The organism is Micromonospora sp. CA-248260, from assembly GCF_050942205.1.
GTDB classification, from domain to species: Bacteria; Actinomycetota; Actinomycetes; order Mycobacteriales; family Micromonosporaceae; genus Micromonospora; species Micromonospora antibiotica.
The window spans coordinates 5,043,953-5,066,985 of record NZ_CP192021.1; the positions used below are offsets into that span (position 1 = coordinate 5,043,953).

The 23,033-nt window shown below is 70.8% G+C and carries 23 protein-coding genes; 7 read left to right on the plus strand and 16 right to left on the minus strand.

Features of this window, described 5'->3' with window-relative positions; all coding sequences use genetic code 11:
• Positions 1 to 191: 191 nt before the first annotated feature.
• Positions 192 to 1,145, minus strand: a complete 954-nt coding sequence (locus ACQP2H_RS21505; protein WP_433228622.1) for a LysR family transcriptional regulator — start codon at positions 1,143 to 1,145, stop codon at positions 192 to 194.
• Between the two features lie 124 nt (positions 1,146 to 1,269).
• Between ACQP2H_RS21505 and ACQP2H_RS21510 the strand changes: the two genes are divergently transcribed.
• Positions 1,270 to 2,214 carry an FAD-dependent oxidoreductase gene (locus tag ACQP2H_RS21510; RefSeq protein ID WP_433228624.1) on the plus strand — a complete coding sequence of 315 codons (945 nt, stop codon included), beginning with the start codon at positions 1,270 to 1,272 and terminating at the stop codon, positions 2,212 to 2,214.
• An 85-nt stretch (positions 2,215 to 2,299) separates the two neighbouring features.
• Here ACQP2H_RS21510 and ACQP2H_RS21515 read toward each other — a convergent pair whose 3' ends face one another.
• Genes ACQP2H_RS21515 through ACQP2H_RS21525 form a run of 3 tightly spaced genes read right to left on the minus strand, consistent with a single transcriptional unit; the run spans position 2,300 to position 4,333 of the window.
• Positions 2,300 to 3,730, minus strand: a complete 1,431-nt coding sequence (locus ACQP2H_RS21515; RefSeq protein WP_433228626.1) for a DUF3237 family protein — start codon at positions 3,728 to 3,730, stop codon at positions 2,300 to 2,302.
• Between the two features lie 49 nt (positions 3,731 to 3,779).
• Entirely contained in the window at positions 3,780 to 4,145 is a 366-nt protein-coding gene (locus tag ACQP2H_RS21520) for a hypothetical protein (protein ID WP_433228628.1), read from the minus strand.
• Positions 4,142 to 4,333 carry a hypothetical protein gene (locus ACQP2H_RS21525; protein ID WP_219463829.1) on the minus strand — a complete coding sequence of 64 codons (192 nt, stop codon included), beginning with the start codon at positions 4,331 to 4,333 and terminating at the stop codon, positions 4,142 to 4,144. The genes ACQP2H_RS21520 and ACQP2H_RS21525 overlap by 4 nt, the downstream gene beginning before the upstream one ends.
• 79 nt (positions 4,334 to 4,412) lie before the next feature.
• Between ACQP2H_RS21525 and ACQP2H_RS21530 the strand changes: the two genes are divergently transcribed.
• Together ACQP2H_RS21530 and ACQP2H_RS21535 are read left to right on the plus strand one after the other, a co-directional pair.
• A complete protein-coding gene (locus ACQP2H_RS21530; protein WP_219463832.1) occupies positions 4,413 to 4,628 on the plus strand; it encodes a helix-turn-helix transcriptional regulator in 216 nt (71 codons plus the stop codon).
• Between the two features lie 558 nt (positions 4,629 to 5,186).
• A complete protein-coding gene (locus ACQP2H_RS21535; protein WP_357536921.1) occupies positions 5,187 to 5,906 on the plus strand; it encodes a trypsin-like serine protease in 720 nt (239 codons plus the stop codon).
• Between the two features lie 159 nt (positions 5,907 to 6,065).
• Here ACQP2H_RS21535 and ACQP2H_RS21540 read toward each other — a convergent pair whose 3' ends face one another.
• The 7 genes from ACQP2H_RS21540 to ACQP2H_RS21570 form a co-directional block, all read right to left on the minus strand.
• Positions 6,066 to 6,401, minus strand: coding sequence for a DUF6204 family protein (locus ACQP2H_RS21540; protein ID WP_219463836.1), 336 nt, complete (start codon positions 6,399 to 6,401; stop codon positions 6,066 to 6,068).
• Positions 6,402 to 6,588: 187 nt separating this feature from the next.
• On the minus strand, positions 6,589 to 8,079 hold the full coding sequence (locus tag ACQP2H_RS21545; RefSeq protein WP_433228632.1) for a type I restriction-modification system subunit M: 1,491 nt from the start codon (positions 8,077 to 8,079) through the stop codon (positions 6,589 to 6,591).
• Between the two features lie 5 nt (positions 8,080 to 8,084).
• Entirely contained in the window at positions 8,085 to 9,431 is a 1,347-nt protein-coding gene (locus tag ACQP2H_RS21550) for a restriction endonuclease subunit S (protein ID WP_433228634.1), read from the minus strand.
• Positions 9,428 to 12,919, minus strand: coding sequence for a DEAD/DEAH box helicase family protein (locus tag ACQP2H_RS21555; protein ID WP_433228636.1), 3,492 nt, complete (start codon positions 12,917 to 12,919; stop codon positions 9,428 to 9,430). The genes ACQP2H_RS21550 and ACQP2H_RS21555 overlap by 4 nt, the downstream gene beginning before the upstream one ends.
• 255 nt (positions 12,920 to 13,174) lie before the next feature.
• Positions 13,175 to 13,606: a hypothetical protein gene (locus ACQP2H_RS21560; RefSeq protein ID WP_433228638.1), complete on the minus strand. Its 432-nt coding sequence runs from the start codon at positions 13,604 to 13,606 to the stop codon at positions 13,175 to 13,177.
• A gap of 200 nt (positions 13,607 to 13,806) precedes the next feature.
• Positions 13,807 to 14,070, minus strand: a complete 264-nt coding sequence (locus tag ACQP2H_RS21565; protein WP_357013967.1) for a DUF6244 family protein — start codon at positions 14,068 to 14,070, stop codon at positions 13,807 to 13,809.
• A 421-nt stretch (positions 14,071 to 14,491) separates the two neighbouring features.
• A complete protein-coding gene (locus ACQP2H_RS21570; RefSeq protein WP_208570915.1) occupies positions 14,492 to 14,713 on the minus strand; it encodes a winged helix-turn-helix domain-containing protein in 222 nt (73 codons plus the stop codon).
• Between the two features lie 308 nt (positions 14,714 to 15,021).
• Between ACQP2H_RS21570 and ACQP2H_RS21575 the strand changes: the two genes are divergently transcribed.
• Positions 15,022 to 15,180 (plus strand): hypothetical protein, encoded by a 159-nt coding sequence (locus ACQP2H_RS21575; RefSeq protein ID WP_219463851.1) that lies wholly within the window; start codon positions 15,022 to 15,024, stop codon positions 15,178 to 15,180.
• The gene (locus ACQP2H_RS21580; RefSeq protein ID WP_433228641.1) at positions 15,177 to 15,527 is read left to right on the plus strand and encodes a hypothetical protein; all 351 of its coding nucleotides are present in this window, start codon (positions 15,177 to 15,179) and stop codon (positions 15,525 to 15,527) included. The genes ACQP2H_RS21575 and ACQP2H_RS21580 overlap by 4 nt, the downstream gene beginning before the upstream one ends.
• Here ACQP2H_RS21580 and ACQP2H_RS21585 read toward each other — a convergent pair.
• Positions 15,496 to 15,750 (minus strand): hypothetical protein, encoded by a 255-nt coding sequence (locus ACQP2H_RS21585; RefSeq protein WP_357536935.1) that lies wholly within the window; start codon positions 15,748 to 15,750, stop codon positions 15,496 to 15,498. The genes ACQP2H_RS21580 and ACQP2H_RS21585 overlap by 32 nt on opposite strands.
• A 98-nt stretch (positions 15,751 to 15,848) precedes the next feature.
• Positions 15,849 to 16,049 (minus strand): hypothetical protein, encoded by a 201-nt coding sequence (locus tag ACQP2H_RS21590; protein ID WP_255597670.1) that lies wholly within the window; start codon positions 16,047 to 16,049, stop codon positions 15,849 to 15,851.
• A gap of 416 nt (positions 16,050 to 16,465) precedes the next feature.
• On the opposite strand from ACQP2H_RS21590, the gene ACQP2H_RS21595 reads away from it, so the two are divergent.
• Positions 16,466 to 16,813 carry a hypothetical protein gene (locus ACQP2H_RS21595; protein WP_208570917.1) on the plus strand — a complete coding sequence of 116 codons (348 nt, stop codon included), beginning with the start codon at positions 16,466 to 16,468 and terminating at the stop codon, positions 16,811 to 16,813.
• Between the two features lie 115 nt (positions 16,814 to 16,928).
• Here ACQP2H_RS21595 and ACQP2H_RS21600 read toward each other — a convergent pair whose 3' ends face one another.
• The 3 genes from ACQP2H_RS21600 to ACQP2H_RS21610 all read right to left on the minus strand — a co-directional run bounded on the left by ACQP2H_RS21600 (position 16,929) and on the right by ACQP2H_RS21610 (position 21,229).
• Positions 16,929 to 17,663 (minus strand): hypothetical protein, encoded by a 735-nt coding sequence (locus ACQP2H_RS21600; protein ID WP_433228644.1) that lies wholly within the window; start codon positions 17,661 to 17,663, stop codon positions 16,929 to 16,931.
• On the minus strand, positions 17,664 to 20,180 hold the full coding sequence (locus tag ACQP2H_RS21605; RefSeq protein WP_433228646.1) for an FtsK/SpoIIIE domain-containing protein: 2,517 nt from the start codon (positions 20,178 to 20,180) through the stop codon (positions 17,664 to 17,666).
• 236 nt (positions 20,181 to 20,416) lie between these two features.
• Positions 20,417 to 21,229: an SGNH/GDSL hydrolase family protein gene (locus ACQP2H_RS21610; protein WP_219463856.1), complete on the minus strand. Its 813-nt coding sequence runs from the start codon at positions 21,227 to 21,229 to the stop codon at positions 20,417 to 20,419.
• Positions 21,230 to 21,430: 201 nt separating this feature from the next.
• Between ACQP2H_RS21610 and ACQP2H_RS21615 the strand changes: the two genes are divergently transcribed.
• Positions 21,431 to 22,969: a M1 family metallopeptidase gene (locus ACQP2H_RS21615; RefSeq protein ID WP_357536941.1), complete on the plus strand. Its 1,539-nt coding sequence runs from the start codon at positions 21,431 to 21,433 to the stop codon at positions 22,967 to 22,969.
• Positions 22,970 to 23,033 lie beyond the last annotated feature (64 nt).

Consider the following 23,033-nt stretch of genomic DNA (forward strand, 5'->3'; position numbering starts at 1 on the left):
CCGTGGGAGGCAGCACATTACTCGCTGCGAATGCGCTCGGCGATTCATATTCACCGGCAGAAACGTCGGGACCGTCCATTGTCGGATATCCGTCCGAGTGCGCCGGGTTCGTCGAGCAATGGCGGCGAAACTGCGCCGGCGAACGGGTCCACACCCCCGCAGGATCCGACGCGACGACGACGCCCGACGGATCAGCAGGTGGCGAGCAGGGCGACGAGCCGACGGACGGCCGGGTCGGTGGTGCCGGTCCGCCAGGCCAGGGCCACGTCGACGGTCGGCACCGGGGCGGCGAAGCGCCGCAGGCGTACCCCCGGAACCTTCAGGGCACGGGCCCGGCCGGCCGGGACGGCCGCGACCACGTCGCCGCCGGCCACCGCGCGCAGCAACTGTTCGTCGTCGGGTTCCTGGCGGACCAGGTGGAAACCGCCGTCGGGCCACACCTGGGCGATGGTGCGGTCGAACATGCCGGGGCCGTTCTCCCGGGGCCACATCACCGCCGGCAGCCCGACCACCTCGGCCCGGCGCACCCGGGCCCGGCCGGCCGCGAGCGGATGCCCCACCGGCACCGCCAGCAGCAACTCCTCCCGGTCGACGGGGCGGCAGGTCAGCCCCGCCTCCGGTAGCGGCGGACGGACGAAGGCGACGTCGAGTCGACCGGTGAGCAGCCCGGTCACGTTGGGTGCGGTCCAGCCGGTCTCGGGGACGACCTCCACCTCGGGGTGCGCCGCCCGGAACCGGGCCACCAGCGCGTCCACCCGACCACCCCGGGCCGAGCGGGTGTACGCCAACCGCAGGCGACCGCCGCGCCCACCGACCAGGTCCCGGATGCGGGCGGTGGCGGCATCCACCTCGGCGAGCAGCCGACGGGCCTCACCTGCCACCTGCGCGCCCACCCCGGTCAGCGTGCAGCCGTGACTGTCCCGGTGCAGCAGGGTCACCCCGAGCTGCCGTTCGAGGGCGCGGATCTGCTGGCTGAGCGCCGGTTGGGCGATCCGCAGCCGGGCGGCGGCCCGGGTGAAGTGCAGCTCGTCGGCGAGCACCACGAAGTACCGCCACCGGCGCAGGTCCCACCCGTCCCGGCCTGGGTCCGGCCGGTCCCGGTCGTGGTCCGGTCGGGTCGGACCGGTGGTCGGTGGTGCCCCCATCCAGGGAGCATAAGCGGCACTTATCGCCGGCCGCCGATTCTGTCTTGGACCGGTCCGTCGGGTCGGGGAGACGATCCAGGTCCGGTCGTCCGAACTGCGGGCGGCACCGACGGGAAGGTCGACGATGGACACGGACGTGCTGGTGGTCGGGGGCGGGATCATCGGGTTGACGGCGGCGGTGCGGCTGCGGGAGCGGGGCGTACGGGTGACGCTGCTGACCGCCGACCCGCCCGCCGACACGGTGTCGGCGGTGGCCGCCGCCGTCTGGTATCCCAGCCACACCGACGCCGACCCCCGGGTGCTGCGCTGGGCCACCGACACGCACACGGAGCTGGGCCGGCAGGCCACCGCCGGGGTGCCCGGGGTGGTGGCCCGGCCGACCCGGATGCTGCTGCGCCGGCCGGGGGTGGGCCCGCCGTGGTGGGCGGCGGCGACCGGCGACCTGGTGACCGGGCCGGGCTTCGGCCCGTACGCGGCGCAGCTGCGGTTCACCGCCCCGACGGTGGAGATGTCGCCCTATCTGGACTGGCTGCGGGACCGGTTCACGGCCGCCGGTGGGGTGCTCCGGGCCGGTCGGCTCGACCGCCTCGACGACGGCTTCGCCCTCGCCCCGACCGTGGTCAACGCCACCGGCCTGGCCGCCGGCCGACTCGCCGCCGACCCTGCGGTGCACCCGGTACGCGGGCACCTGGTGCTGGTGGCGAATCCGGGCCTGACCACCTCGGTCCGGGACGAGGAGAACCCGGCCGGGATCACCTACGTGCACCCGCGCCGGCACGACGTGGTGCTCGGCGGCACCTTCGAGCCGGACGAGTGGGACACCGGCCCGGACCCGGCCACCTCGGCGGCGATCCGGGCCCGGTGCGTGGCGCTGGTGCCGGAACTGGCCGACGCCCCCGTGCTGGGGGTGCGGGTCGGGTTGCGGCCGGCCCGGCACGGTGGGCCGAGGGTGGCGGTGCGGGCCGCGCCGGGGCGGCGGCTGGTGCACGCGTACGGCCACGGGGGTGCCGGGGTGACGCTGTCCTGGGGGTGCGCCGACGAGGTGGCCCGGTTGGCGCTGGACACCTGAGCGGTGCCACCCGGCCCCGCCCCACCAGGGGGACCGTGGGACGGGGCCGGGCGTCGGGGCGGAGGGGCGGGCACCCTCCCCCGCGCTAGCGGCGTTCGTAGAAGGTGATGCTCACGCCGCCGGGGGCGGAACCCGGGTCGGAGCTGAGCCAGGTGTTGGCGTTGAGGAAGGCGTACGGGCCGGCGGCGCGGGCCTCGAACGTCGGCACCAGCCGGCCGAACGCCCCGCAGTTGCGGACCAGGATCAGCTCCCGGTCGTTGGTGGACAGCACGTACCGGGCGTCGAGCGTGCTGGTCGCGCCGATGAGCTGGTAGTCCGCCCCGCCGGGCAGGACGGTCCCGGTCACCCGGCCGGTCATGGTGCCGCCGGTGATGGGGATGATGTTGCGGGTGCCGCGCTTGCTGGCCCCGACCGAGACGCTGGCCCCGAGCGTGACGGTCTCGGTGAACACCGCCGCGCCCCGGGTGCCGCTGCCGGTCAGGCAGTCCCACGACTGGTTGGCCGTCCCGGCCGGGTCGCGTAGCTGCACGCGCGGGTCGGCCGGGGACACCCCGGCGACGTCGTACACGGCCAGGGTGAGGGTGTTCGTCGCGGTGTCGACGGTCCGGGTGCCGACGTACGTCCCGGTGTTCAACCAGGCGTACGCGCTGGAGTTCGGGGCCTCGAAGTCGGGCACGATCCGCACGGTGGACTCGCCGGCCGGTGCGACACCGCAGGTGCGCAGGTAGATGGGGGTGCCGTCGCCGGTGCGCAGGATGGCGACCTGTTCCAGCTCGGTCGCGCCGGTGCCGAGGGTGAGTTCGAGGTCGAGGCCGCCGGTGAGGATGGTGCCGTTGATCCGGTCCCCGGTGATCGTGCCGCCCCTGATGTCGAGGATGCGGCGGTGGCCGTACTGGGTGACGCCGACGTCGCGGATCGCGCCGAGTTGGGCGGTGGCGCGGAAGACCAGCCGGCCACGGGTCGGGGGCACGAGGCCTGCGGACCGGCCGCAGGTCCAGGACGGGTCGGGCACGATGGTCGCCTCCGCGCCGCTCGGGGTGGTGCTGGGGGTGGGTGGCGGGGTGCCCGGGGTGGGTGTGTTCGGCGTGGTGGGCGGGGTGGTGCTACCGGTGCAGGGGGTGCCGTTGAGCGCGAAGTCGGTCGGTGCCGGGTTGCTGGCGTTGTTCCACGAGCCGTTGAAGCCGAACGACGTGCTCGCCCCGGTGCCGAGTGCGGCGTTCCAGGTGGTGTTGCCGACGGTGACCCGGCCGCCGTTCTGGGTGACGGTGCCGTTCCAGTACTGGGTGATCTGCTGCCCGGCGGTGAACGACCAGGTGAGCTGCCAACCGTTGAGCGGGTCACCGAGGTTGGTGACGGCGACGTTGGCCCCGAACCCGCCGTTCCACTGGCTGGAGACCGTGTAGGTCACCCGGCAGCCGGTGGCGGCGGAGGCCGAGGTGGCGACCCCGACGACGCCGACCAGGGTGGCGGCGGCAAGCGCTCCCGCGAGCAGGGGCCGCCGGTGTACGAGCCTCATCTGGTCCTCCCGCATCGACGGCACGACGCCGCGCACGCACGGTTATGTTTCAACCAGTGTCTCGATCGGACAAACTTCTGTCAATCGACGTATCTCGATTAGGTTGCCGTGGTCGACTCCTCCGGACACCGGGCGGCGCGGGTCGCGGCGAAGGAACGATCCGGGAGGTGGGGACCGGCCCGGGGCGACTCTGAGCCGGGCTCGGGAGCTGGAGTTCGGCCGGCTGGACGTAGATCGAGCGGCGGGCCACCGCGTCACCCTTGGCGTCGATCTGGTAGCCGTCGAGCCAGGCCCAACCGTCGTACGTGATCCACTCGGTGCGGACCCGGATCAGGCGGAACAGGATCGGCCTGACGAACTGCGGGCTCGCCTTCCGCGTCACCTGCACCAGCACCCCGGCCCGCAGCGCGATCATCGCGGCCCCTCCTGGCCCGGCCAGTGCCGCTGGTTGATCGGGATGCGGTGCCGGTAACGGCAGGGCAGTTCGTTGCCGCACCGGCAGACGAACCGCCACCGCCGCCACGACCACGCCGGCCGGTGCCGCCGCGCCAACGTCATCGCCGTGGCGAGCAGATACTCGTGGTAGGACACTCGTCGTGACATACCGACACGGTCCCTGGTGGAGGTTTAGTCAGATGGCAATAGCCGATCGCAAAGTAGGCGACTCGCTACCGTCAGCCACATGAGTCGTGACCCGGTGCTGCTGATGGGTCCCTACGAGATCGCCCAGCGGATGGGTGTCTCGCGGCAGCGGTTCCAGCAGCTCACCCGGCATCCCACCTTCCCGAGGCCCTACCAGGAGCTACGCGGCATGAAGGTGTGGCTGGCCGAGGACGTCGAAGAGTGGATCACGAAGCACCGACCGCCGCGCCCCACCGAGGACGACACCCCGGAGTGACCGGCCGCACCTCGGCGCACGACCGTTCGTCGCCGGCACTCACGACGTACGCGACACAGTCGGATCTTGGCGGGAGTGGGTCGGACGCCCACGGCAACGTCCCCGCCGTCGGAGGTCAACAGTGATTGTGGAGAGTTCTTGTCGCCCTGGCGACAAGAACTCTCCACGAAGAAGACCGAGGGCCGGCCTTCGCCAGCGACGAGACGAACAGCGCGCGTACGGCGGAACGGCGCGTCGCGGGGTGGCCCGTCTCGGCAGGACGGTGTCGGAGCTGGGCGTTGCGCAGCTCCTGTTTGCCGGCTCCGACTCCCCTGTTCCCCGCCGGCCCGTTCGACGTGCTCGACGCGGATGTCTTCCATCGCACGTGGCAGGTGGTCGCCCTTCGTTCCCCCAGGCATGTCCCGTACCGCCGACCCGGAACGGCGTACCCCCGGATTGTTAAATCTTGGGGCCGGCACATAGCTGATCTTGTTTGCCGGATTGGCCTCCCCTACGCTCCCTTCTGCCGGCCACGCCAACCGCGTCCATGGCCCACGCAAAGCCTGCCCGAGGAGCACAATGCTGCCCAGATCCACCTTCTTCGCAGGCAGGCGCCTTGCCGCCGTGGCCGTGACGCTGACAACCACGCTGCTTGCCGTCATGGTCGGGCAACCGGCGAGCGCAATCATCGACGGCACCACCAGTGGCAACCTGACGGGCCAGGTGAACATCTGGATCAACAACGGCGCGTCGTTCCAGTGCACGGGTTCCCTGATCGGCGAAAGATACGTGCTGACCGCAGAACACTGCCTGGTCAGTCCGATTACCAGCATGCGCATCTGGACCGGGAACCGAGCCCCGAAACAGGGTCAGCAGATCGCTGTCGACGGTTACGCGGCGGCGGAGAAGGGCTACGACATCGCCATCCTGCACCTTGCCGGGCCGGTCAAGCAGACACAGAACATCGTCAAATACAGTGCCGGCCCTGGGATCATCAAAGCCGGCGTGAACGTGGCCGTGCGCGGCTGGGGCCGCGAAAGCCGGACCGGCACCGGCCCCAGCCCGTCACTGAAGGTCTGCTCGATGAAGGTCGAGTCCTCCGTTGCCGACGTCTTCCAGATCAAGAGGATCAACGGAGTAACCGCAAAGGGCGATTCCGGCGCGGGGGTCTGGGACGGAAGTCTGATCCGAGGTGTCGTCTCCACCGGGGACGAGCAGGCCTACACGAACGCGGTGCCGACCGCGCTCGTCGCTGACTGGATCTATGCGAAGACCAACGTCCGGGGCGTCACCTCCTGAGCGGCGACTGATCAGGTCACGACCACTGCGGCGGGCCGATCCTGGGATTCCCTGGATCGGCCCGCCCGGCGTTTACGCGTCACCACCGGGAGCGCTGCGGAAGCGGCGGCCAGCCGGGCAGCCCCACGCATGTGCATGCCGATGACCGGGTCCGACCGGCTACCCGCGTGCCCGGTGGCGGATCTTGATGTCGTCGAGGTCGGTCGCCACCGACCGGAGGTCACGGTGGTCGACACCGAGTGCCGCGACGGCTGCTGCGGCAAGCGTTTCCGCCCGCCCGATCACGACCGCCTCCCCGTCCTCCTCGGTGGCCGGGATCAGGCAGCGGAAGGTGAACGCGAGCAGGGACCGCTCATAGGTCACCGTGCCCTCTTCGGTGAACTTCGCCCGGAACACCTCATGCTCATCGGCTCTCGCGAGCAGCGCGGCACGCTGCACGTCGCCGAGCGGCGCGAACTTGCCGCGCACGATGACCTGATAGGTCTTACCGGCCATGGTGGGGACCTCCGGCTCTGCTGAGCACGACGACATCGGATGGGCGGCGAGCTGGTGCGCCCGGAAGGAAGACGGACAGGCCACCGGGCAACACGCCACTGACCGGCCGGTACGGTACACGCTGGCGACCCTACCGGGAGGGCCACCAGCACGCCTACGCTTTTCCCCAGCGGTGCGCCTGCACGGCTCAGTCGGCGTCGACCCGGGAGCCTGTCGCGCCGAGGGCTTCGGCGATGGCGGCGAACTCGCGCAGGGCCGCCTGGAGGTCCTCGACGATCTCCTGGGCGATCACCTCGGGTGGCAGCAGCGCGTCGGCGTCCTCCAGGGAGGCGTCCTTGAGCCAGGTGATGTCCAGGTTCACCTTGTCGCGCGCGATCAGCTCGTCATAGGAGAACGCGCGGAAGCGCTCGGTCGGCACCCGCTCGGAGCGGTCCTTGCCGGGCAGGTAGCAGTCGACGAAATCCTGGAGGTGTTCCCGGCGCAGCGGGTTCTGCTTGAGCGTGAAGTGCTGGTTGGTGCGGAAGTCGTACACCCAGAGGTTTTGGGTCCAGGGTTGTTCGCGGGCGCGCTTGCGCTCGAAGAACAGCACGTTGGCCTTGACGCCACCGGCGTAGAAGATGCCGGTGGGCAGGCGCAGCATGGTGTGCAGGTCGTACTGCTTGAGCAGCCGGCGGCGGATGGTCTCCCCCGCGCCGCCTTCGAACAGCACGTTGTCGGGCAGGACGACGGCCGCCCGGCCGTCGATCTCCAACAGCGCGGCGATGTGCTGGACGAAGTTGAGTTGCTTGTTGGCGGTGGTGGCCCAGAAGTCGGCGCGTTCGATCTCGCGTTCCTCGCGGGAGGAACGGCCGTCCTCCCCCACCATCCGGATCGACGAGCTGCGCCCGAACGGCGGGTTGGCGAGCACCAGGCTGACCCGCTGGTCAGGCTCCCGGCCGAGGGCGTCGCGCACGGCGATCAGCGACGGGCCGTTGGGGGTGCCGATGCCGTGCAGCAGCATGTTCATTGCCGCCAGCCGGGCGGTGCCGTCGACCAGCTCGGTGCCGGTGATCGCGCCGTGGGCGAGCCGTCGCCGCTGGTCGGGGGTGAGGGTGCTGCCGTGGTGACGCTGGATGTGGTCGTAGGCGGCGAGCAGGAACCCGCCCGTGCCGCAGGCCGGGTCGGTGATCGTGTCGTCGGGGGTGGGCAGCATGCAGTCGACCATCGCGGCGGTCAACGCACGCGGGGTGAAGTATTGCCCCGCGCCGGATTTCGCGTCCTCCGCGCCCTTGGCCAGCAACTCCTCGTAGGCGTCGCCCTTGACGTCGACCCCGGTGCCCGACCATTCCTGCTTGTCGATCAGGTCGACGATCAGCCGCTTGAGCTTCGCCGGGTCCTGGATCTTGTTCTGCGCCTTGCGGAAGATGGTGCCGAGGGTGCCACCCTCCCGGGCCAGCCCGGTGAGGATGTGCCGATATTGCACCTCCAGATCGTCACCCTCGGCGTCCAGCAGGGTCTGCCAGCTCAGCTCGGCGGGCACGATCTGCTCCGGCCGGAACGTCCGGTTGGCCCGCTCGTCGGCCATCTTGAGGAACAGCAAATAGGTCAACTGCTCCACATAATCGATGGTCGACACGCCGTCGTCGCGCAGCACGTCACAGTAGTTCCAGAGCTTCTGCACCAGACGGCGCGAATCCACAGTGCTCACAGTGGCAAGGTCTCCTGCTGGTAGTCGTCGCCGGTCACCCTGGTCGGCGGTGCCGCCAACTCCCTGGGGGTACGCCGGGAGCGCGTCCGCTGCTTCGGGATGGTGGCCGAGCGTTCGGCCCTGATCCGGGCGAGCAGCTCGGCGGCCGGCTCGTCGTTCGGATCCTGCGGCACAAGCCGCCCCGCAAACGCCTCCGCCAGCAACGATGCCCGTAGCGCGTCTGCCTTCCTCGCAGCGTGCTCAACCTCCGCGATCAGCCGGTCCACCCCCGCCAGCCGATCGGCGGTGCGCGCCACGATTTCCCGCTGCTCGGCGAGCGGGGGTATGGGGAACTCCACCGCCTTGAATCTCGTAGCCGAGAGGTGGGCGATATTGGTGGTAATCCTCACTTCGCGGGCGAAGCGTCCGGCGTGCATATGGCGTCGGAAGACCAACAGCGCCCACTCCGGATCAACATCGGGGCCAGCCCGGAACCGCAGCAGGCTGTTGGTGAAGGCAACGTCCCGGGGGACGCCACGATACAGTGCAGGACGACCGAGAAACTCTGGGCTCTGGCCTTCATTGAGCAGAATGTCGCCCGGCACGAGCTTGAACTTCTCGAAGATGGCCGGCGGGAAATCCATCTCCATCACATCGGCGGTGTCGATGCGGTCCTCGAACACATTTGCGACACGCAGATAGGGCCGCATGTGCTCCCCGGTGTGCCAATCGGGGTGCCGCTGCCGACCGAGGTCGACCCGACCCGCCTCCGCAACGGTCACGGTCCGCCAGCCGGTCTCGTCACCTAGCGGAACGGCATCGACCAGCACTCGCTTCTTCAGAGCGCGCAGGCGCAGCAACTGCTTGGCGAGCAGGTCGGCCGCTTTATCAAGTCGCGAGAGGTGAACTCCGAGATCAGCGACGATGCGACACTGCTCCCGGACGGGTGGCAACCTGACTGGAATTCGATTCATTGCCGCCTGGGTCAGCTTGAGGCGGGTCGTTCCATTAGCGTATCCGCGATAGTCGAAGGAATTCAGATAGTGGTGGAGGTAGCTGATTTCCAGCATCCCCCTCGGACGCAACACATGGGCGTGGTTGTTGACCCATGCAGGTCCGTAAATCCGGTAAGCCTTACCTTTGTAGAGATCAAAGAACTGCACGCCGTCTTCTCCGAGCAGCACCAGATCTTCGTCAAATATGGCAGCATCGATAAAGCCGACCTGTCCGGCTGCACCGTAGTAAGGCACCGAACCAGACCGTTCCGCGCGTTCCTTGGCACTGACGGGGACTCGCTGACTGTCGAGGACGTCGACAAGCTCACCCAGCGGCGCGACAATCCAACCCGGAGGTAGGTCGGTCACGCGGACAGCTCCTGGTTGAGTTCGGTGAGGAGGGGTTCGGCGCGGTTGCCGAAGGCGCCCGCGTACCCGTCGATGCCGCCGCGTTCGGTGAAGGGTGCCCCTTCCAGGTCGTCGGGGGTGATCTCCACGCTGACCGCTATCACGTCCTTGATCCTCTCCAGCCACCACACCTGATCGGCAGTGAAGGTAGCGCCCGCCTGCTGTTGCCGCAGCAGCCACCCACGGAAACGCTCCTCTGTGGCCGTACGAAATGGACGCAGTTCCTGGTCGTGGCCCAGTTCGTAGCGGATCAGGGCGACCAGGTCGGTCACCCCGCGCGCCCCGGACTGCTCGGCGGTGCGGCCGAGCAGCACGTACGCCTGCCACAGCGACTCCGGGGTCCACGCCTGCGGGGGCCGGGCGATCCGGGCCGCGAGCTCCTTGAGCTGTTCGTAGCTGACCCGGCCCTTGCCCTCGTAGAACACCTGCAACCCGGTGATCTCGTCGCGGTGCTGTTCCAGGTAGTCGTGCCAGCTCCGCACGGTCACCTGGGCGCGTTCGGCGGCGGGCACCCCGGCCGCCGACACCAGCTTGTCGACGTTGACCTCGTCGATGGTGATGTCGTGGGCGCGGCGGATCTCCAGGATGCGGTCGCGGAGCTGCGGGTTCGCAGCCAACGGGCGCAGCGCCCCGGCCAGCAGGTCACGGACGGCGTCCGGCCCGGCCTGGGTCGCCGGGTTGAGCTGTTCGGGGGCGACGGCGTCGACCAGGCCCCGGACGATGCCGGTGAGCGGCTGCCCGCCCAGCTCCGCCAACTCGGCGCGTTCGTCGTCGGTGAGTTGCCGGTCGAGGCGGGACAACCGGGACGCCAGGGTGGCCACCTCGTTGGCGTCGGCGGTGAGGGTGCCGGCCTTGCGCAGCAGGTCACGCAGCGAGATCTGCTGTTCGGTGTGCCGTTGCAGCGGCACCGCCTCGTCCAGGTCGGCCTCGGTGACGCCTACCGCGTCGACGATGACGAACCGGTCCTTCACCTGGGCGTCCGGGGTGACGGACTGGAAGTCGGCCGGGTCGATGGTGCGTGCCCCACGCCCCTTCATCTGCTCGAAGTAGGTGGCGCTGCGCACCGGCCGGAGGAAGAACACACACTCCAGCGGGCGTACGTCGGTGCCGGTGGCGATCATGTCGACGGTGACCGCGACCCGCATCTCCGGGCTGTTGCGGAACGCCTGGATGAGGGTGTCGGGGTTGTCGCCGTCCCGCCGGGAGGAATAGGTGATCTTTCTGGCGAACTCGTTGCCGCGCCCGAACACCTCCCGGACCATGGCGACGATCTCCTCGGCGTGGTTGTCGTCGCACGCGAAGATCAGCGTCTTGGGCACCGTGGAACGGCCGGGGAAGATCTCGGTGAACAGCCGCTCGCGGAAGGTCTCCAGCACCAGCCTCAGCTGCCCCTTGGAGATCACCGACCGGCCGACCTGGCGGCCCGCGTACGTGAAGTCGTCCTCCAGCTCCTGGTAGCGCTCGGCGCGGGTCCGCCGGTCCCGCAGCGGCACGACCGTGCCGGCCTCGATCTTCTGCCCGCCCTCGGTGATCTCGGTCTTGATCCGGTAGACGTCGAAATTGACGTTCACCCCATCGGCGACCGCCTGCTCGTAGGTGTATTCGGACACCAGGTTCTGCTGGAAGAAGCCGAGGGTCTGCTTCACCGGCGTCGCGGTCAGCCCCACCACGAAGGCGTCGAAATACTCGATCACGGCACGCCACTTGCCATAGATCGAGCGGTGACACTCGTCCACCACGATCAGGTCGAACGTCTCCGGCGGCAACTGCGGGTTGTAACCCACCTCGGCCGGGGAGTCCAGGTCGTAGCTGTCGTACGCCCGGTCGTCCAGGTCGACGTCGGGTAGTTCGACGCCGCGCAGCGCCCCGTGGAGGCGCTGGATCGTGGAGATCACCACGTTCGACGAGTCCAGCAGGCCGACCCCGGAGAGCCGGTCCACCGTGTACAGCTCGGTGAACTTCCGCCCGTCGTCGGGGGTCTGGTAGCCGGCGTACTCGCGCAGGGTCTGCTTGCCGAGGTTGTTCCGGTCGACCAGGAACAGGATGCGGCGGGCACGGGCGTGCTTGAGCAGCCGGTAGCTGCTGGTGACTGCGGTGAAGGTCTTGCCCGCCCCGGTCGCCATCTGGATCAACGCCCGGGGTCGGGCCTCGGCCAGCGAGCGTTCCAGGCCGTCGACCGCGTCGATCTGCGCCGGGCGCAGACCCAACCGGTCCAGCGTCGGCATCCGGCGCAGCCGGGCACGCAGCGTCGGTGCCTCCGGCTCGTCGTCCGCCTCCCGCATCCACCGGGCGAGCGTCTCCGGCCGATGGAACGCGAACACCTCCCGGGTACGCGGAAACGGGTCGAGCTGGTTGACGAAAGCGGTCTCCGTGCCGGTGGCGACGTATCCGAACGGCAGTGCCGCCTCCCGCCGCCACGCGCTGAGCCGCTGCTCGGCGGTCAACCCGTTGAGGTAGCGGCCGAGCTGCGCCTCCACCCCACGCGGGGCGGTGCCCTCCCGCTTGGCCTCGATCACCCCGACCAGCCGCTGGTTGACATAGAGCAGATAGTCGGCGCGGCCCGTCGCCAGGGTCACCTCGCGCACCGCGACGCCGACGCCCGCGTACAGGTTGAGCTGGTTCTCGTCCTGGACCTGCCAACCGGCGGCGGTGAGCTGACAGTCGATCTCGACCCGGGTCTGCGCCTCGTTCAGCGGCTCCTGGGAGGCGCGGCGGGCGCGGGCGATGAAATCCTCCCGCTTGGCGGCGGACACCGTCACCGGCTGCGCACTGTCGAATGCCTGCTGCGCCGCCTCGGCGGCCGGTTCGAGACTGGCGACCAACGCGGCGGCCTGCGGGCGTCGAGCGTCGGCGTCCCGCACCGCCTGCTCGGCGGCATCCGTCGCGGCGGCCTGGGCCAGCGCCAGCGACGGTTGCCCGTCCAGCAACAGCTTCGTCTGGGCAAGCTCCTGCTTGTACCGTTCGATCTCGGCGCGCAGCCCCTCGGCAATCGACACCGGGACCTGCGCCGGAGGCGGGGTCGGGGGCACGAAGCCACGCGGGGAACGGTCGTCGGTCAACGCCCGGTGATACCAGACGCCCAGCTCGAAACAGGTCCGTAGCAGCGCCAGTGCCTCACGGACCTCGCCGAGGTGGTCGTGGACCGCCCGGTTGCCGGTGTCCCGCAGGCGGTCGAAGGCGGCGTAGACCTTCGCGGTGACGGCACCCGAGGTGTGCAACGCCTGCACCTGGTGAAAGAACGTGTCCTTGGCCGGGGTGACCTGGGTACGCCGTACCAGGTCCCGGGCGAGGACGTCACCGAACGCGCGGGCCTTGAACATCGCCGACTGCGCGTCGACGTAGACGAGCAGTTCCGCCCCGGCGCCGTACCAGACCAGCAGCGGATGGTCCGCCAAGAACCCGAAGTTGGCAGACTGCTCCGCCAGGCGGCGTACCTCTCGATGATCCACGACTCTCCACGTCCATAGCCGACGGTGAACACGTCAGAATATGAACGGGTGTACATTTTCGGAACCTGGTGCGTTATCGGAAACCCGACAACGTCGGGGCACGGGCGACGTCGGGGCACGGGCGACGTCGGGGCACGGGCGACGTCAGGACACGGGCGACGTCCGGACAGACTATGCGGGGAAGGTCTTATGCCACAGCGTCATGAATATGCCTGACAGGCATAACCCTCCCCCAGGAATCATCCCCGCCCGGGGTCAGCCGAGGGGTAGCTCCCTGATGGAGCTGGCGACCTCGATCGACGCCTCCGCATCGAACCGGTCGACATCCACCAGCACGTCGACCGCGAGCCCTGGTCGGACCAGCCAGAACGCCTCGCCCCCGCCGGTCAACCCGACGCCGTCACCGCGCCCGAACTCGGCAAGCGGCCACTCAGCGGAATCCCGCTCGTGGTACCCGGCCAGGAAATCGCGCACCTGCAACAGCGTGGTCAGCCGTTCCCCCCGCAACACGTGCACCCGCAGGTCGACCCGGTAGCCGTCCTCCACCGCACGTTCCCAGACCCGGCTGGCGAAGCTGACGTCCTCCCACTCGGAAGCGAAGTCCGACACCAGTTCCCCGGCCCCTTCCGGCACCCACCCGACGTGGAACCCGTCCAGATCGCCACCGTCACGCCCCTGCACCGTCATCCCCCACCGCCTCGATCGTGTCCAACTGGTCGACCGCCAGCGCCGAGGCTGGCGGTGGAACTGACTTCGCGAAGAATCGACACCACGAATCCGGCGGATCACACCGCCCGCACGCGTTACGCCAGCGGCCATCCGGCAGATCGGTGGCCACACGGGCAACCCGACCACGGCCGGCCCGCCCACACCGGTCGTGGGGCCACTCAATTACCCAACGCGCGTACCTTGGAGATCGTCTCCTGGAGCTGCTGGTAGGCCGGCTGACCGCCCTGCGTGGCCTGGGCGAGCGCCTGCCGGTAGCTGTCGATCACGCCGATCAGCGGGCCGGCGGCGACGCCCTGCAACGCCCCGGCGACCAGGGAACGCGCCTCGGCGGCGTCCTGTGCGGCCGCTGCCGTCTTCGCCCGCGCCTCGTCCAGCTTCTGCGAGGCCGCCGCCAGCTTCGCGATCATCTCCGCCGCGCTCACACACGCTCCCCCTGGCCTGTCGACACACCACAGTCACGCCGCCGCACCGACGATGACCACAGAGAGCCTACGAGGTGAACACCGAACGCAGCCACCCCCCACCGGGACCACCCCCACGCGGTACGGGTGACCACCGCCAATGCCCGGCCCATGCAAAGCCCCCACTGGCCGCCCCCGCCCGGCTAACCCCGCTGGGCTACCCCCGCTCGGCTAACCCCGCTCGGTTAGGCCGCCACCTGCGGCCAAGATCGTGCTCGATCCACGATGTAGTGGCCTCGTAACGCCCGCGGGGATGCCACTACAACCAGGAAGTAGCACGATCTTGGCGTCGGCGTCGGAATGGGGCGTTGGCGTCGGCGTCGACATGGGGCGTCGCCGTGGGGCGTCGGCGTGGCAGGGCACGGGGTGTGGGGCATCCCGGTCACTCCCGCTCGGCGACAAACACCCCAAGCCCGTGGACACCCTGCACCCATCCCTGCGTCTGCAAGACGAGAATGGCTTGCCGCACGACGGTCGTCGAGACGCCGTGCTCAGTCTTGAGCTGCATGGTGGAGGGCAACTGGTCCCCTGGCGCAAGCTCTCCTGATTCGATCTGCCCACGGATCTGGTCCGCGAGTTGTTGCCACTTGGGCTTGACGGGCATGTGTGTACTCCCAGGTCTGCCCCGCCATTCGATCACGTGCCACTACTCGTGACAAGTAACGTGTTGTCGTGCTTGCCTTGCGTGACTAGATGTGTAAAGCTCCCATCGATCGGCTCCCAGGTCTGCAAACCCGGAGCTGGTCGGTTCCGCACCCGCACAGAGCGCCCGGTCGGGTCATCCCCCCGACCCGACCGGGCGTGCCACCACCTGCCCACACGCCCCGACCACTTGTGCACCACCCTCACCAAGATCAGATTGCGATTTTGTACACGACACGCCGAGGGGAGTACGCAAATCGCAATCTGATCTTGAGCGCCAGTCGCTCAAGCAACTGGACCAGCACCGTGCAGCTGACCGTCGCCCCCGACGGCGCGCTCCAGCCACCAGACCCCGCCGAGACTCACCGGATCCGGCTCAACACCCACCAGCCCTCGCCCGAGGAGACCGACCTGGAGGTACCCCGATGAACGACCGACCCGACCACCACCCCAGCCGACGACAGCACGACAACCAGCGACCACACGACAACGAGCGAGCACAGGGCGACCAGCGAGCACAGGACAGCCAGCGAGCGCACGACAACCGCCGTCCGTACGACAGCAACGCGTCGGACGCCGACCTGCCCTCGGAGTCCGGCGGCGACCTCGGCCTGCTCGTCTCCGACCAGGACGTCGAGGACGCCGACGACATCCTGTTCGCCCATCCCCCGCGCGTGGTGACCCGCCGGGTCTGCGGCTGTGGCGCGGACTACCCCTGCGAGCAGGTGAGGTACGCCCGACTGATCAAGGCCGCCGCGCCGAGGGGACGCCGGTGAACGCCGCCGAGCTGCGCCGGTACGCCGCCGGGCGGGCCGCCGAGGCGCGGCGGACGTTGGCCGACCACGGCATCGAGACGTACACCGGGATCTGTCGGGGGTGCGGCCGGGGCTGCTCCCCGCCGAGGTGGGCGACCGGCACCAACTCGATCCCGACCCGGCGCAGGCGAAACAGGTACCGACCGTGCGGCCCGGCGGTGACCACGTCGGCAACAGCAGCCACGGAGGGCTTACCGCCCGACCTCTCCGGTGGTCGTCCCCGTACGAAAGACCACCGGGAAAGCGGAGGCACCGAATTCGGGAGATCAGAAGAGGCGGAGGTCAGCAGACGTTCGCCGTATTCCAACTCACCTTCGTCACGCCCATTGGTACATAGAAGAATCCGTCGCCGGGGGTAGCACAGTCCGTGCCGGTCATAATCGTTCCGGCAGAGTTGAAGCGCCAGCTGATCGCGGCGTTTCGGTTCGTGTAGTTGTAGTAGTTGAAACCCGTGATGTTGCCGGTCCACTCGGTGGTGGTCACCAGGGACGGAGTCTCCGTAGGGACCCCGTTCGGGTGATCCCAGTGGGGCCAGACGCAGAATGTGCCCGGCTGGCAGTTCCCGGGCGGATAGACGCCGGCCCCCAGCTGGGGTGCCGCCGAGGCAGGAGGGGCCACAGCCAGCACACCGGCGACGACCCCGGCGATGGCGAAGGATTTCAACAGCACGGCTACCTACTCCCATTGATGCTGGTGGATCGAAATCTCAAGCTACCGCCGGAAAGTTGCACGGTCAAGTACCTGACGCTCGCGGGGTGCCGGCAGGAAACTCGGGCCACCCGGCGGCAGCAATCAGTGACGAGGTTGTTGACACGGGGAATACAATCGATCCAGATCAATTCATTGCGGGGTGAACGAGCTCCGGCCCCGTTCCTGGACACCGTGAGGAAGGGAAGCTCATGCGCAGTTTCACCAGCCGAATCGCTGCGGGTCTCGCCGCCGCATTGATCACCACACTGGCCGTAACGATACCGGCGTCGCCCGCAGCCGCTGTCGAGACGCTCAAGGTCCCCGACGTCGGCCTCGTCTTCTACCAGGCCACCACGCAGATCATCGTCGGCAGACAGGCCACGCCCGACGGCATCTGCCGCCCGGTCCCGGCAGAGGCGATCTGGGCGATCGGCTGGAACGGCTTCGGTTCCGTCTCCGGCTACCGGACCTCCGACTGCACCGGTACCGCGTCCGAGCTGAACAACTTCCACAGCTGGCCGTACGAGGGCTACTACCTCTCCTACCGGGCCGGCTGACCAGCGTCCCCGGTGGTCGTTCGCACACGAGCACCGGGACGAGGTCCCTTCTTCACCGCCGCCGCAACGACCACCACCGCCGCAGCAGCAGCCGCCACCGGCCCCGCCAGGCACCTCACCGCACGACGCGGAACAGCAGCAGGGTCACGCAGTACGCCAGCGGCACCAGCAGGACGCAGACGACGAAGCCGAGCGGGGCGTACCGGGGCGGATCGGTGCTGGCCAGTGCCGGCCGTCCCCACCGCCCGAGGATCAACCAGCCGGCGACGAAGGAGATCAGCGGCAGCCCGGCGCAGGTCAGCGCGCCCAGGGTGAAGCCGTCGACCACGCCGATGCCGTTGGCGACCACCAGCACCAGCATGACCAGTGCCCCGACGGCGGCACAGCCGGCGTAGACGGCGACCGCGCGGGCGGTCGGTGACCAGGTGGGCAGCAGAGCGGGTCGCCGGGCCAACGCCTCGGCCTGCTGCCCCAGCCGGTCCGCCTCGTCGACCAGCCGCCCGGTCTCCGCCAGCACCACCGCCGGATCGCCGTCCACCCCGGACCCGCCGGGAGCCGTGCCCGCCCCGGGGGCGGGCCCCGGGGCCGAACCGGAGCCGACGGCGGGACCCGCACCGGCCCCGGGGACCGGCCCCGGACCGGGGGTCGGGTCGGCCACGGCAGGTAGGCCGGCGGCGGCGGCGAGCTGGGTGAGGCGCTGTTCCTGGGCGGCCAGCCGCTGACCGAGCTGGGTCACCCCGGCGTGCAGGCTCCGGCGGCGTTCCGCCTCGGCGGCGGCACCCCGCTCACCCTCGCGGATCCGGGCGGAGAGCTGCCGGACGGCCGCCGCGTAGTCGTCGTAGCCGGCCACTCAGCGTTCCTCCTCGTCGGGCTGGTGTCCGGGGCGGACGAACGGCACGATCACCGTGCGCCGCTGGGCGTGCCGGTCGACCAGCAGGGCCCGGTTGGGGCGAGGGGTCCACACCAGATCGGTCACCCCGAGATACAGCCCGAGATCGTCGGCGGGCACGTTCAACGCCACCAGGCAGGCCACGTCGTCGCGGTTCTGGCTACCACCGAGGTCGTCGGCGAGCCGACGCAGCCCCCGCCACCAGCCGAGCAGGTGCACCCCACGCCCCGGCCCCTCCCCCAGCAGCGCCCGCAGGTCGTCGTGGCCGGTGCGGTAGGTGTCGGGGTCGGCGGCGGCGAGCACCGCGCCGGCCGCGTCCACCCCGAAGACCACCAGGTACGTCCGGCCGCGCTCGCCGGGGCCGGCGGTCAGCGCACCGATGCGGGCCCGCAGGCCGGCCGCGTCGACCTGGGTCACCTGGTGTCCGGCGGCCTTCAACCCGGCAGCCGTGTCGTCGGCGAGTTCGTCGGCGGCCGACACCAGCGGGACCAGCACGAACTCGGCCTCGCCGGGGCGGTGCTGGCCGGCCAGGCTCAACGCGGCGGCCCGCAGCACGTGCCCGCCGGTCGCCGAGGTGCCCACCACGGCCAGGTGCCGGCCGGGGGAGGCGTCCAGGTCGAACCGGGCGGTGCTGCCGACCACGTCGACCGTCCGGCCCACCAGCACCGCCGGGCGGCGGGTCACGGCGGCGGCCGGCATCGGCTCGTCCTCCACGTGGGCGGTGGCGTAGCCCCGGAAGACCGCGGGCGGGCCGGTGTCGTCGGGGCGGGCGTCCCACAGTTCGTAGCGCAGCCGGGCGAGCTGGCGGGCGTCGGCGTGCGCGTCGGGGAACCGCAGCAGGGTGTCCGCGCCGGCCGCCCCGGCGGCGGTGTTGACCAGCGCCGTGCCGATCCGGGTCGGGCCGGTCACGGTGGCCCGGGGGCCGAGCACCGGCTCACCGCCGGGCAGCGCCACCCGCAGCGCGAACTGCCCGAACAGCGACTCGGCCCGGCCGTACAGGGCCTCCACGCCGCTGGTGCTCTGACTGGCCAGCACCAGGTGCACCCCGTACGAGCGGCCCTTGCGGGCCAGCTCCTCCAGCAGGTCGACGGCTTCCCGGGCCAGCCGGTCGTTGCCGGCGAACAGCACGTGGAACTCGTCGATCACGGCCACCGTGCGGGGCACCGGTTCGGTGTCCGGCAGGTCGGCGAGCTTGGTCACCCCGTGCCGCTTGAACAGCCCGGCCCGCCGGCCCAGCTCCCGGCGCAGCTCCCGCAGCACGGCCAGGCCGTACTCCCGGTCGGATTCGACGCCGACGGCCCGCGCGTGCGGCAGGAACGACGGGTCCCGTTCGGTGGGGACGAACTCGGTGAAGCTGACCCCCTCCTTGAAGTCGAGCAGCCACAGCTGAAGCTCGGCCGGGGAGTAGCGGGCCGCCAGGCCGTAGAGCACGTCGAGCAGGAAGACCGTCTTGCCCGCGCCGGTGCGGCCACCGACCAGCCAGTGCGGCGTCGCGTCGTCGAAGGCCAGCACCACCGGGGTACGACCCGAGCGGCCGACCACGGTCCGCAGGCCGGCGCGGGCGGACTCGGTCCAGCGCCGCTCGGGCAGCAGGTCGGCCAGGTGCAGGGCGGTGTCCCGGCGCACCTGCGCGCCCAACTGGTCGGCCAACGCCTGGACCGCCCCGGCGGGCGGATCGCCGTCGAGCAGCACCGGCACGGGCAGGCCGGTGCCGTCGGCGCTGAACGGTTGCCCCGGCGGGTCGCCGATGCGGGCGTAGCGTTCGTCGAGGCGTACCTCGGTGGTGCCGCCCAGCGCGGGTGGGACCTGCCCGGGCGTGGTCACCGCGCGCCCGGCGAACAGCACGCACACCCCGGCGGTCGGGCCGGCGTGGGTCAGCGCGGCGAGCCGGGCCAGATCCCGCGGACCGGGCGCGGACGCGGCCACCACCAGCAGCAGTTCCGGTTCTCCCGCACCGGCCTGGGCGGCGCGGGCGTGCGCCTCGGCGGTGTCCAGCAACGCGCCGATCTCCGCCTCGGTGGTGGCGACCCCACCGAGCACCCCGGCGTCGCGCAGCGGGCGCAGCGGAATGAAGGTGGCACCCCACGCGGCCGGGTCGATACCGACCACCCGCACGCTGCCCGGCGTGGCCGTGCTGAGCAGCCGCAGCACCAGCACCCGCAGCAGCACCGCCACCCGGGGATCGCGGGCGTCCCGGTCGACCGCCAGGTGCCGGCCGGCACCCAACGGCAGCAGCAGCGGGAACCGTCCGTCCGCCGTGGACGCCTCCCCGATGCGCACCGGGGCGGGGCCGCCGTCCGCCGGTGGGGCGGCCAGCGTGTCGGCGAGCCGGGCCAGTCGGGCGACCAGGTCGGCGGTGCGTTCCGGGACGGGCTCCCCGGTCAGCCGGTCCAGCAGCGCACGGGCCGCCGTCCACCGCTGCCGGGCCTGCCGGTGCGCGGCGACCGCCTGCCCGTACGCCGATGCGAGCCTGCCCACCCACTGCTCCCCACCGCCGCGCTGACGAATCGAGGGAACCCTAGCGCCCCGGCCGGTCGGCACGCACGACCCGCCCACCGATCAACTCGTCGGCGTCCCGACTGCGGCCCGCCGTCGGCGCCCCGGCTGCGGCCCGCTGTCGGCGGTGTCGCCCGGCGCTCCGGTGGGGCGCCGGAGGCGACCGACGCCCGACGCCGACGGTCGGCGACCCGGGGGCCGCCGACCGTCGGCGTGGGTCAGCGCAGCGCGGCGGTGAGCGCCGGCAGGTAGCCGGACCGGTAACCGTCGGCGTTCGGGTGGTATGCCTCGATGACGCCGCTGACGTCGCGGATCCACGGGGCGGCGGCGCAGACACCGTGCCCGGTGAAGAACGGCCGGGTGTCGGCGAAGGTGGCCCCGACCGCCCCGGCCCGCGCGGCGGTGACCGTGGCGAGCACGTCGGCGGCCTCGTTGAGGATGGTCCGCTTGTAGCTGCTCATCGCCAGCACTCCACAGGAGCCGGTTTCGAAGAGCCGGGGGTAGCCGAGCACCACCAGTCGGGCGTTCGGGGCCCGGTCACGGATCGCGGCGTAGGTGGCGTCGAGCCGGCCGGGCAGCGTCGAGGTGGCGAAGCTCTTGGCCTTGTCGACCGCCGCGGTGCAGGTCGCCGTGCTGCCGAACCGGCAACTGGTGATCACGTCGGCGAAGCCTGCGTCGTTGCCACCGATGGTGATGGTGACCAACGTGGTGGTGGCGCTCAGCGATCCGACCTGCTTGCTGATCACGTCGGAGGTGACCGCGCCACCGCAGGCGGGGAAGGCGAAGCTGGTCACCGCGTTGGCGGCGGCCCAGAGCGGGGCGTACGACTTCTGGCTGCGCAGGCAGGTGGACAGGTCGTACGGGCCGGCGCCGACGCCGGAGGAGTACGAGTCGCCGAGCGCCACGTAGTGGACGGTGGCGGCCTGGGCGGGGGTGGGGACGAGCACGACACCGACGGCGGTGGCGAGCAGGGCGGCGAGTGCGGTGGCCGCACGGGCCAGGGCACGACGGGGTAGGGCGCGGTGGGGCATGACGGTCCTCCGGGGGCAGGAAGGGTGGAGCCTCTGGACCGCGCGCGTGGCCAAGGGGGGTGAGGCGTTGTTACTAGTCGGTAATGCTAGCGAAACATCGACACAAAGAGAACAGCCGATCCCCATCGATCCGACGCACACGTTTCCACCGCCGTCGATTAGGTTGTCGGTGCGAACACCCCGATGGAGGGAGTCCACCCCGTGCGACGTGTTTTCACGGCGGCCATCGCCGCCCTGACCGTCACCACCGCCGGCACCCTGGTGACCGGCACCCCCGGCCAGGCCGACGCCCGACCGGGCAAGAGCCGGTCGGTCGCGGTCTCGGCCGCCCCGAAACCCGGCAGCCCCGGCCTCGGCGACCCCTACTTCCCCGACTACGGCAACGGTGGCTACGACGTCGACCACTACGACGTGCGGCTGCGCTACGAGCCGGCCACCGACCGGCTCAGCGGCACCACCACCATCCTGGCCACCGCCACCCAGGACCTCTCCCGGTTCAACCTCGACTTCCTGCTCGACGTGGAGTCGGTGCGGGTCAACGGGTGGACCGCCCGGTTCGCCCGGGAGGGCGACCACGAGCTGGTGGTGACCGCGCCGCGCGGCCTCACCACCGGCCAGGCGATGACCGTCGTGGTCACCTACTCCGGCGTGCCGTCCGAGACCCTGGTGAACGGCTACTCCGGCTGGACCCGCACCGTCGACGGCGCGCTCGCCGTCAACGAGCCCGAGTCGGCCTGGTGGTGGTTCCCGTCCAACGACCACCCGCTGGACAAGGCCACCTGGGACGTCTCGGTGTCGGTGCCCGACGGCGTCGAGGTGATCAGCAACGGCGTGCAGCCCCGGCCCCCGCTGGCCGAGGCCGGCAACCGGATGCGGTGGGGCTGGCGCAGCACCAAACCCGGCGCGACCTACCTGGCGTTCCTCGCGATCGGCCAGTACGACATCGTCACCGACACCGCCCCGAACGGGCAGCCGGTGATCAACGCCTACAGCACCACGCTGGGCGACCGGGGTCCCGCCGCCCGGGCCAGCATCGAACGCACCGCCGAGGTCGTCGACTGGGCCAGTGGCGTCTTCGGGCCGTACCCGTTCGAGGCGCAGGGGGGTGTGGCCGCGCCGATCGACAGCCTCGGCTTCGCCCTGGAGACGCAGACCCGCCCGGTGTACGGGCCCGGCTTCTGGCGACGCGGCAGCAACCCGTACGTGGTGGTGCACGAGAACGCCCACCAGTGGTTCGGCGACTCGGTCTCGGTGGCGAACTGGAGCAACATCTGGCTCAACGAGGGCTTCGCCTCGTACGCCGAGTGGCTCTGGTCGGAGGCGCAGGGTGAGGGCACCGCGCAGGAGCTGTTCGACTTCACCTACGCCAACTACCCCGCCGGCGACGGCTTCTGGCAGGTGCTGCCGGGCAACCCGGGTGCCGGCGCGGTCTTCGACGACGCGGTCTACGACCGGGGCGCGATGGCCCTGCACCAGCTCCGGCTGACCGTCGGCGACGACGCGTTCTTCCGGATCCTGCCCGCCTGGACCGCCGAGCACCGGTACGGCAACGGCACCATCGCCCAGTTCCAGGCCCTCGCCGAGCGGATCTCCGGCCTCGACCTGGACCCGGTCTTCACGACCTGGCTGTTCACCCCCGGCCGGCCCACCCCGGCCACCGCCACCCGCAGCACGACCGCCCCGGCGCAGCCGAAGTCGTGGACCCAGATCCGGGCGGCGCACCAACTGCTGGCGCGCTGACCGACCCCGGTTCGGGCTGCCCGCCCCCGGCACCGGCGCGGGCAGCCCGGACCGGCCCGCAACC